Annotated in this window: 12 protein-coding genes; 7 read left to right on the top strand and 5 right to left on the bottom strand. The window is 66.6% G+C overall.

Annotated features, from left to right (window positions below; all coding sequences use genetic code 11):
• The first annotated feature begins 44 nt into the window (after positions 1-44).
• From ACFHYQ_RS29315 to ACFHYQ_RS29305, 3 genes are all read left to right on the top strand, one after another.
• Positions 45-341 (top strand): hypothetical protein, encoded by a 297-nt coding sequence (locus ACFHYQ_RS29315; RefSeq protein WP_394304386.1) that lies wholly within the window; start codon positions 45-47, stop codon positions 339-341.
• A gap of 130 nt (positions 342-471) precedes the next feature.
• A complete protein-coding gene (gene tnpC / locus ACFHYQ_RS29310) occupies positions 472-2,019 on the top strand; it encodes an IS66 family transposase (RefSeq protein ID WP_394304385.1) in 1,548 nt (515 codons plus the stop codon).
• A 302-nt stretch (positions 2,020-2,321) separates the two neighbouring features.
• Positions 2,322-3,611, top strand: a complete 1,290-nt coding sequence (locus ACFHYQ_RS29305; protein ID WP_394304384.1) for a WD40 repeat domain-containing protein — start codon at positions 2,322-2,324, stop codon at positions 3,609-3,611.
• A gap of 290 nt (positions 3,612-3,901) precedes the next feature.
• Here ACFHYQ_RS29305 and ACFHYQ_RS29300 read toward each other — a convergent pair whose 3' ends face one another.
• Positions 3,902-4,216, bottom strand: a complete 315-nt coding sequence (locus ACFHYQ_RS29300; protein WP_394304383.1) for a hypothetical protein — start codon at positions 4,214-4,216, stop codon at positions 3,902-3,904.
• A complete protein-coding gene (locus ACFHYQ_RS29295; protein ID WP_394304382.1) occupies positions 4,213-4,464 on the bottom strand; it encodes a hypothetical protein in 252 nt (83 codons plus the stop codon). Before ACFHYQ_RS29295 ends, ACFHYQ_RS29300 begins: the two co-directional genes overlap by 4 nt.
• Before the next feature lie 215 nt (positions 4,465-4,679).
• On the opposite strand from ACFHYQ_RS29295, the gene ACFHYQ_RS29290 reads away from it, so the two are divergent.
• Complete coding sequence (locus tag ACFHYQ_RS29290) at positions 4,680-4,844, top strand: hypothetical protein (RefSeq protein ID WP_394304381.1); 165 nt, start codon at positions 4,680-4,682, stop codon at positions 4,842-4,844.
• Positions 4,841-5,908 carry a tyrosine-type recombinase/integrase gene (locus ACFHYQ_RS29285; protein ID WP_394304380.1) on the top strand — a complete coding sequence of 356 codons (1,068 nt, stop codon included), beginning with the start codon at positions 4,841-4,843 and terminating at the stop codon, positions 5,906-5,908. The genes ACFHYQ_RS29290 and ACFHYQ_RS29285 overlap by 4 nt, the downstream gene beginning before the upstream one ends.
• 171 nt (positions 5,909-6,079) lie before the next feature.
• On the opposite strand, the gene ACFHYQ_RS29280 is transcribed toward ACFHYQ_RS29285, so the two are convergent.
• The 3 genes from ACFHYQ_RS29280 to ACFHYQ_RS29270 all read right to left on the bottom strand — a co-directional run bounded on the left by ACFHYQ_RS29280 (position 6,080) and on the right by ACFHYQ_RS29270 (position 8,282).
• The gene (locus ACFHYQ_RS29280; protein ID WP_394304379.1) at positions 6,080-7,237 is read right to left on the bottom strand and encodes an amidase; all 1,158 of its coding nucleotides are present in this window, start codon (positions 7,235-7,237) and stop codon (positions 6,080-6,082) included.
• A gap of 237 nt (positions 7,238-7,474) precedes the next feature.
• Positions 7,475-8,071 (bottom strand): HD domain-containing protein, encoded by a 597-nt coding sequence (locus ACFHYQ_RS29275; protein WP_394304378.1) that lies wholly within the window; start codon positions 8,069-8,071, stop codon positions 7,475-7,477.
• A 58-nt stretch (positions 8,072-8,129) separates the two neighbouring features.
• Positions 8,130-8,282, bottom strand: coding sequence for a hypothetical protein (locus ACFHYQ_RS29270; protein ID WP_394304377.1), 153 nt, complete (start codon positions 8,280-8,282; stop codon positions 8,130-8,132).
• 33 nt (positions 8,283-8,315) lie between these two features.
• Here ACFHYQ_RS29270 and ACFHYQ_RS29265 point away from each other — a divergent pair, with 33 nt between their 5' ends.
• Positions 8,316-8,513 carry a hypothetical protein gene (locus ACFHYQ_RS29265; RefSeq protein ID WP_394304376.1) on the top strand — a complete coding sequence of 66 codons (198 nt, stop codon included), beginning with the start codon at positions 8,316-8,318 and terminating at the stop codon, positions 8,511-8,513.
• Positions 8,514-8,807: 294 nt separating this feature from the next.
• On the top strand, positions 8,808-9,169 hold a 362-nt coding region (locus ACFHYQ_RS29260), incomplete at its 3' end, for a single-stranded DNA-binding protein (RefSeq protein ID WP_394304375.1).

Below are 9,169 nucleotides of genomic sequence, written 5' to 3'. Positions count from 1 at the left end.
CGGGCCGCAGGGCGTAACGACCACCTGGCACTACGCTCGCTGGAATGCACCACGATCTGTCCGTTCTCGCCGACCGAGACTGCCTGGTCGCGTTCGCCGCCATCGTGTTGTCCAGCGACAACGCCGTCCGTGACCACGAGATGGGCTACTCCATGGGGGGCGGAATCGGCTATATCACCGCCCACGGGGTGACACGACGCACCGGGCTGAGCCGGGCTGCCGCTGAGCGCGCTCTGCACCGCCTGGAAGCGGCGGGCGTGGCTACGGCCAACTCGGAAAGAACCGGGTGGCGGACCGACGTCGACGTCCTGACCGGCTCAAAGCCGGCACGCGGTGGATGACCGTTGACCGACCGTCGAACGGCGGCAATGACCAGCCAACGCTGTTGCCGCGGTCACCGAGGGTGGCGGCCGCGGTGGTTCAGCGGCGGTTCGCCTTGATCATGGATCTCGGATGTGGTGAGATCCTCGGGTGCCCGCCCTGGAGGAATTGTCCCGCGATGAGTTGATCGCGCTGGTGGGCGAGCAGACGGCGACGATCGCCGCGCTGGAGGCGCGGGACGCGCGCCGAGCCACGCAGATCGCCGAGCTGATGGAGACCGTGGAGCGGTTGGAAGCCCAGCTGGCCAAAGCGCTGCATCTGTTGTCGCGCAACAGCCAGAACTCCTCGATGCCGCCCAGCCGTGACGATGATGTGGGCAAGACGCCACCGGACAAGGCCGGAAAGCAGGCCGGGGGGAAAGCCAAGCGTTCGCGGGGCAAGCAGCCGGGCGCTGCGGGAACCCATCTGGCCTGGCGTGACAAGCCCGACGCGCGTGAGGATCGATTCCCCCAGGGCGCCTGCGCGTGCGGACAGGACCTGGCCGGCGCCGTCGACCTGGGCGTGGTCGACCGCTACCAGCAGCATGAGATCCCGCTGGTGTCGGTGAAGGTCACGCAGTTCGACCAGCATGCGGTGGTCTGCCGGTGCGGGCGCACCCATACCGCGGCCCGGCCCGAGGGCGCCGCGGCGGGGCAGTCGGTCCAGGGCGTGGGGTATGGCCCGAGTCTGCAGGCGTTCGCGGTGTTTTTGCTGGTGGTGCAGTTCGTCCCGGTCCGCCGGGTGGTCGCGATCCTGCAGTCGCTGACCGGGGCCGCCCCGTCGGCGGGGTTCGTGCACGGCATGCTGGCCCGGACCGCAGGTCTGCTCGCCGGTGTGGAGGCGCGGATTCGCGCCCTGCTGACGGTCGCCTACGCGTTGTGTGTCGATGAGACGCCGATCAAGGTCGGTCCGGCCACCCCGAAGCCAGGCCGTAAAACCGCGACGATGCATCTGCTGGTCGCCTGCACCGAGGCCTACACGCTGTTCCTGCTCGGCGACCGGTCCCTGGAGACGTTCAAGAAGTTCGTCTTCGCGCAGTTGAACGGCGCGGTCATCGTGCATGACCGGTACAAGGCCTACGACAGCGCGGAACTGGTCGAGCTGGGTGGCCGCTTCACCCACCAACTATGCACGGCTCATCTCTTACGTGATCTTGCTGGTGCGGCGCAGACATATCCCGGCCAGCGGTGGCCGACCCAGATCACCGACGCCCTGCGAGCCTTGATCCACCACGCCAATACCGCCCGCGACTCGGGCCGTACCGCGATCGATACCGCCACCCGTGACCAGCAGATCCACTGGTTCCGCCACGGCGTGCGGGTCGGCCTGTCGGCCACCGTCAACCACGGGAATCGTCCCGGCGAGGCCAAAGCCCGCGCCCTGCTGGAGGTGCTGCGCGACCGCCAGGACGACGTACTGCGCTTCGCCCACGATCTCAACGTCCCCCCGACCTCCAACCAGGCCGAACGCGATCTACGACCGAGCAAGATCTGCCAGAACATCTCCGGACGGCTGACCAGCCCTGCGCGGGCCGCCGATCGGTACCGGATCTACGGGTATGTCTCCACGGCGATCAAACATGGGCAGAACGCGATCACCGTCCTGCGTGACGCCGTACGCGGACATCCCTGGATGCCGCCCATTCCCGGCACGGCATGACTCCCGGCGTCCGTTCACCCTGGCACGCCCAGAGGCGGTCACTATCCGCTATCACATGAAAGCACCGCGCGTATCCGCTGATTGTTTACTCCTCACTATGTATCGCGAGCATTGCAAGCTCCGATACCGAGCCACTTCGTGTCGAAGCCGAACGCCCATGTGAATTCCTGGCTTGGAACCCTGACAGCCGATCGGTCGCGATCGCGGAACGAATCAAGGGGCGGCGCAAGACCCGCATCAGGATCATCGACAGGCAGACTGGCCTGGAAACCAGGTCTTGGGTAGTCGGCCTCATCCGCGGCATGGCATGGTCACCCGACGGCCAGCGCATCGCGTTCTCCATGAAATCGCGGCTCCGAGATCCCGAGGTCGACTCCGATAATCCCAAGCGACATAGCCGTGGCATTGTGGAGGTGAGGGACATCGAAGGGCGCCCGCAGGGCCGCAGAACCGTATCAGACTTCGATCAAAGCAATCTCCTCTGGTCGCCAGACGGAAAGTACATTGCCTCCACGGGATGGCCCCATCCCCGCATATCGATCTGGCACCTTGACAGCAATGAGGTCGCCGCCATATCGGATTCCTCAATTCGCCGCATGGCATGCAATCCCGGGGATGGTAAGATCATCGTTGGATATGGCAGACCGCTGAAGCTCTCTCTTCTCATCGACAGAAACGAAGGTACAGGATTGGAAATTGCCAAGCGTATGACCTCGGATTCCGAGATCGGCTTGCGCCATCTCGCGTGGTCACCCGAAGGAGATCGGGTCGCCCTGGCTCTCGAAACGGTAGAGGTGCGAGACACGACCACAGGTTCTCTCCTTCGGAATCTGCCCTACGCACCCTCACTCCTCGGAGGATTGGCATGGTCACCAGATGGACAGTACATGGCCATGTCGAGCCACGACTTCTTCCTTAGAGAGGAGAGTCAGGTCGTGGTTTGGGACATCGAGGCTCGACATCTAATCGCCACAATGACGAAGGCTGGTCTTCACTCCGGTCCAGTTTCCTGGTCCCGTACCGGGACTTGGCTCGCGGGCGTCGACGGAGACGGCACAATCCTCGTCTGGGACCCGCACACTGGTGCCATATCGGCAAGGCTCAATCCTCCGGCGGCGAAGACAAAGGAGCTGACCTGGTCTCCGCAAGAGGATGTCCTAGCGGTCGGGGCAGATGACGGCCGAATCCAGATCTGGAATGTCCCTGCGACCGAGCTCGTCAGCCAATGCCTCGGACACGAGAGCAGCATTCAGCGGCTCGCATGGAAACCTGATGGTTCCGTGCTGGCGAGCGCGGACGGACGCGAGGTCCGTTTGTGGTCGCCGCTGTCCGGGAAAACTCTCGCCATCCTGGACGCCCCCCAGTATCCCGCGCATGATCTTGTTTGGTCTAGCTCTGGACGGGAACTCACCCTCGCTGCGTCCAATGGCACCGTCCGCACGTGGACACTGCCAGATGGCAGCAGTGCAGTGATCGCCAAGGCGAACGCCCTATCCCTGCCTGAATTAACGTCAGCGGACCGTGCCCGTTTCGGGATCCCATCCGCGATGCAGGAAGACATCGATTGGATAGACCGCGACTCATTTGGTTAGCAAAAGGCCCAGCGATCATCACATGGAGCCTTTGACCTGGACCGCCGCCCAGGGATAGCGCCAACTTCGGTGAGACGCTCGCCAGCTCCCGTGAGACAGGACACAAGTGGCGGCTGACTTTTCGAAGCATCCGTCCGACCTTGGACGAGCTGGTGATGATCGACCAGGCGGGACGTGGCTGTCGAGCGCGCGTCTAACGGCGGCCGTGGAGCGGTTCTTCACGGGCCGCCAGCACTCCACCCCTGACCGCCGTCGGCGCAACCCGGCGTTACTCCTGACCAATCCGAGTTTCAAAGGTCTTCTGCGATCCGCCGCATCGCGCGCACGGCTTCCATCTCCTGACGGGAGAGCGTGTCGTGGTACTCGACGAACCAGTCGCGGATCAGGTCCTTCGGACGTGTGGTGTTGACGAAGCGGCGGGTGCCCGACACTGTGATCGGCACGGTCAGCGGGTCGCCGTCGTGTGCGGCCTCGACGGTCAGGCCGGTGACGAACCGCCGGCGCGAGTCCAGCACTCCCGGCGCGGCGATGGTCAGTACGAGACGTTGGCGGTCGATGCCCTTGGGGGAGTAGAGGTAGACGCCTCCGTAGACGAGCTGGATCACGCGGCGCCCCGCTGATGGAACTCGTCATCCGCGAGCGCGGCCTCTTCCTCGTCGGCGAGCGCCTCGGTGAACGTCTGGTCGTCGGGCTGGAACGTCGGGCCGCTCTCACGCAGCGCGTAGTAGACGATCGCCTTCTCCACCCACGCGGACTGGCTGAGCCCGGCCTGCTCCGAACATGACTCGGCGAGGCCCTTGGCTGCCGGGCTGAGGGTGAAGGTGGCCCGTTCTTTCGTAGCAGTATCACGCATACAGCTGATACTACGCTCGATGTCATACTCGAGCTTCATACCCGTTGAAAAACCCTCCCCTGAGATGACTTCACAGAAGGCTACTTCCCGGAACTAATCGAAGTATGATCTAGGCGTCCCCGTATCCCGGTCGGATCTCCGGTCGTCGTCGTGTCGCGCCGCTGTCCGGTTGCCAATCCCGCCACCCCACGATCGTCGGCGACCCAGGAGAGCACATGGGCCGGACCTTCCGCGAGAACTCGGCAGTCGAGTTGCGCGACGACATCCCCACCGGTCCCGAAGCGCACCCCCTCGAGAGTGGAGGCGGTGCCCGCCAGAGGTACGGCTCGGAAGGCATCCACGTCTTCGTACGGGTCGGCCCGGCGCGGGCCGCGCTGTGACCGGTCTGCCCGACGTCCTTCACCGTGCCGACGGTCGGCAGCCCGCCGTACCGGCCGCTCCTGTCCGGTCCCCGTTCCACGTCTACCTGGACAACCTCAAAAGCGAGGAGTCCAAGCGGACCATGCGAGGCTGCCTGAACCGGATCGCCCGCATCCTCGCCGGCCTCGACGACGAGCAGTGGCGGCAGCTCACTCCCGAGCGGCGAAACGAGTTCGGCGCGGAACTGGACTGGTCCCGGCTTACCTACGCCCACACCACCCACATCCGCGCGATGCTCCTGCAACGGGGCTGGTCCCCCGCCCACGTCAACAAGCACCTCAACGCGCTCCGCCGCGTCCTGAAAGAAGCGTGGCGGCTTGAGCTGATGGACTCCGAGACCTACCACCGGGCTGTCGACGTCGAATCCGTCGACGGCACCCGCGAACCGGCGGGGAACGACGTCCCTGCGGAGGTCGTCGCCGTCCTCCTCGGGGTGTGCGACGCCGAAGCCGCCGACGGCACCGATGCCGGGCTGCTCATCGGCACCCGCGACGGCGCGATCGTCGCGACCCTGTACTCCACCGGGTGCCGCCGCTCCGAACTCGCAGGGTTCACCATGGCCGACTACCGGCCGGGTGACCGGTCGCTGAAGGTCCGCGGCAAAGGCGACAAGGAACGCAGGGTGTACCTCATCCCCGACGCCGTCGCCCGGCTCGAACGGTGGATCGCCGTACGCGGCCGGACCCCCGGCGCCCTGTTCCCGCCCCTATATAAAGGTGGCCGCATTCGCGTCGACCCGCACGGCCGGCCCAAGCACATGGCCCCGCGGGCGCTCGGCACCATCCTCGATGCGCGTTTCCAGGAGGCCGGTACGGCCCGCCGGACCCCGCACGACTTCCGCCGCACCTACGTCGGAGAGCTCCTCGACGCCGGCGTGGACTTGGCCACCGCCCAGTCCCTGGTCGGTCACGCGTCTCCTGCGACCACCGCCCGGTACGACCGGCGGCAGGAACGCGCCCGCAAAGCCGCCACCGACCGGTTGACCCTCCCCCAGGCCCGGCCGCCCCACCCGAAAGGCTCATGAACCCAGGAAAACGCTGGGGGACCTGATCCCGGGAAGTCGTACGGCCCGGCACGATCCCCCCGGTAAGGGTGGATCTTCCCCAGGGTGCAGGGCCGACGACGCATATCGGGTGCGGACGGTCAACGCCCGGGGCATCGAGATTGATCTCGAAGGTTCGGGGCTCGTCTTCGGTTAGGAGATGAGCTGTTCGGCGGCAACGGCGATGGACAGGAGGTCGGCTTCGCGGCCTGGGCGGGCGACCAGTTGGAGGCCGACGGGTTCGCCGGTCCTGATCCGGCCTGCGGGGATGCTGATGGCGGGATGGCCGGTGATGTTGAAGGCCCAGGTCAGGGCCACGCTCATGACGTCGCCGGGGCCTTGGTGTCCGTGCGGAGGGTTGGGAGTGGTCGGCGTGGCGAGGATGTCGTACTCGGCGAACAGGTCGTCCACTGCGCTCATGAGCACGGCACGAGGGTCGGCTCCGGTCTGTGCATCCGCATCGGTCCCGCGTAGTGCTGCCCAGCAGGGGGCCGGGTCGGGAAGCTCGACGGGGACCTCGCGGGGAGCGACAGCGTCGGGGAAGGTGGTGAGAAAGGCCCAGGCGGTGTCGGCGATCCGCTGGTCGGTGTCGGCGAAGCCGAGCGTCGCCGACCATGCGGTGCGCAGTGGCCTGCCGGGAGGCCCGAGGCCGGGCAAGATCGCGGTGCCGGCGATGGCGTCGAGGTAGGCGGCGGCGTCGCCCACGGTCCGGGCCAGTGGTCCGGCGACGTTCAGCCCGGCCCGGTCCCGGGCGGGGACCCGGCCGTTGGTGAGCTTCAGACCGATGACGGAACACCAGGCAGCAGGGATGCGTACCGAACCGGCGCCGTCGCTTCCGGTGGCGAGCGGCACCATGCCGGAAGCCACGGCGGCGGCCGATCCGGCCGAGGAGCCGCCCGGGCTCCACTCGGAGTTCAGCGGGTTGAGCGTGGGGCCGCGGTCGGTGGCGCCCCAGGTCTGCCAGGGGGTGCCGCGGCCCGGGGTGGAGGTGGCGCCGACCGGGACGCAGCCGGCCGCCAGCAGGCGCCTCGTCTGGTACGCGGCGAGTCCCTCGGTGGCCTTGACGGCGAGGGGGACTCCGGCCAGCGGCAGGTGCTCGCCCGCCTGGATGCGGCGGTCGACTTCGGCGGCGTGGGATGCCGCGTGCTGCGGCCAGAGTTCGGTGAAGGCCCGCACCGTGGTGTCGTAGCGGGCGATGTGGTCCAGTGCCTGTGCCGTGATCTCGCGGGCCGAGCACTGCCCGGAGCGGACTCGTGCGGCGATCTGCCGCGCGGTGAGGATGCGGTATTCCGGGAGCGTGCGACCGGTCATCGCGTCCACCCACCACGGCCGCGGTCGGACCCGGGAGGTGGCAGGCGCCGGCGGCGGTGGCCGGGAGCCGCCTGCGGCGGAGTGCGGGGCGGGCGGGCACTCCGGCGGGTGGGATGACGCAGGGCTGACAGGCGGTTCCCCGCGAAGGTCGAGGAAGACATTCCGCCGCTGATGCAGGCGTCGAGGAACCGTCCGCGTCCATATAGACGAACAACCGGCGCGGTGAAGGTCGGCAATTTAAACGACCTTGTGGCCGTGTGTACGGATGAACGGTCCGAGGTCCGGAACCCCAAAGGCCTCACACATCGACTTGAAGATGACAACTTTGTCTTCGCCGTAGCGGCGAACATGGGTCGCGTAAGAATCGACGGTAACAAATGTTGGCGGGGTGGTCTTGCTGTGGAACTTGTCGGCGTACATAACGAGTTCTTCTTCGGCCGACTCGGCCAAATAGTCCACTACGGGCAGCGGGAGTCCTTGCTCGAGTACGTCCTTCCTGCTGATCCCAACTCCCGTGTGACAGGAGCAGAAACGACAGATGACCTCGTCAAACCCCTCTGCTCGGAGCAGGTCGTAGCCGAGGACGCCGTGGCGCACGTAGCTCGCATGATCAAGCCGACCGTCGTTGTCGTACAGCCGATAGACGCCGATATCGTGGAGCAGGCTGCCCGCTCTGACCAGGTCGATACTGAGGGCACGGTTGGTGTTCGAGAAGAGCTGTTCGGCGATTCCGCAGACTATTTCGCAATGGGTGTAGACGAGATCGAAAGCTTCTCTCGTCGGCGCATGTTTCCAGTGTAGTGCGAGAATCTCCATGTCTGTTGGAATCCGCATGCGGCGAAGTCTAGCAACTCCTGATCACAGCGTTGCCGGGCCAACGCGTCGGTGGCGGTCAGGTGTATTTCCTGTTCGGGCTCCGGAAGGGAATGTCGGCGGCGTCAAGACAGACCTGGATCACACCAGAAGTACGCTGTAGCCGTTTCGTGTCAGCTGCGTGGGGGGCAGCGCGTTTCTCCGCGGCGGTGCCGTAGTCGATCTCGTCCATCTGTCTCCCGGTGAGCCGTCCTCCGGTTGGCAGGTGACGCAACGCTGGCTCTGCTCCCTGGTCGCGGCCAGCGCGGCCGTTAGCAGAAGGGAACCGACGCCGTTGCGCACCCTTCTGCGAGCCGTACGGCACGGCGGCAGGCGCTTCCGGGACCTGATTGTGGGAGGTCGTACGGCCCTCCTGAGCTCGGCCTTCGCCAGGGTCGCCGCGTCCCGGCCGGGGTCACCGTAGGCGGCTGCCCCATCCCGGCGGCCGACTATGCGCCGGCTTAGCCCGTCCCCGCAACCCGGGTTCTCGCCCGCGCTCCACCGCGGGCCGCGGAGGGCGAGTGGTGGCCGTTGAAGATCTTTTGCTGGCGCAAAACATCTTCAACGGCCACCACCACCCGGGTTGCGGGGCCGGTCACGCCGTCGCTCCGTCTGCCTTTTCGCCGGGACGGGGCAGCCGCCGAAACAGCTCCCTCTTCCGGCCAAGGACGCAGGAAACCCGTGTGGCGGCAGTGCCACGGCGAAGGGGAGGAAACCCGTGCTCGACATCCACATCAGCCTCACCGGCAGGATCGCCTACGACCCGCGATTCTTCCCGCCCGATCACGAGGCGCCGGCCATGTGGTCGGCGGTGCTGGAGGTCAACGGGCCTCCCACGCCGCGCCGGGACGGCTCGACCTACATTCCCACCCGTCAGGTGGAGGTCGTCGTCTACGGCGTCGCGGCGATCCGCGCGCACGAGTCGTACCGCAAGGGGCAGCTGATCATGGCGCAGGGCTGCGACCTGATCCCGCGCACCTACGAGACGAAGGGCCGCGAGGGTAAGCCGACCGTACGCGCCGCGGTGAAGGTGATCGCCGCGAATCTCGGGCTGGCCTCCCGCTACAGCCCGGTGCACGA

Source organism: Sphaerimonospora cavernae, assembly GCF_042435035.1.
Taxonomy (GTDB): Bacteria; Actinomycetota; Actinomycetes; order Streptosporangiales; family Streptosporangiaceae; genus Sphaerimonospora; species Sphaerimonospora cavernae.
The sequence above is the reverse complement of the archived record's forward strand: the minus strand, read 5'-3'. Positions and strand labels throughout refer to the sequence as shown.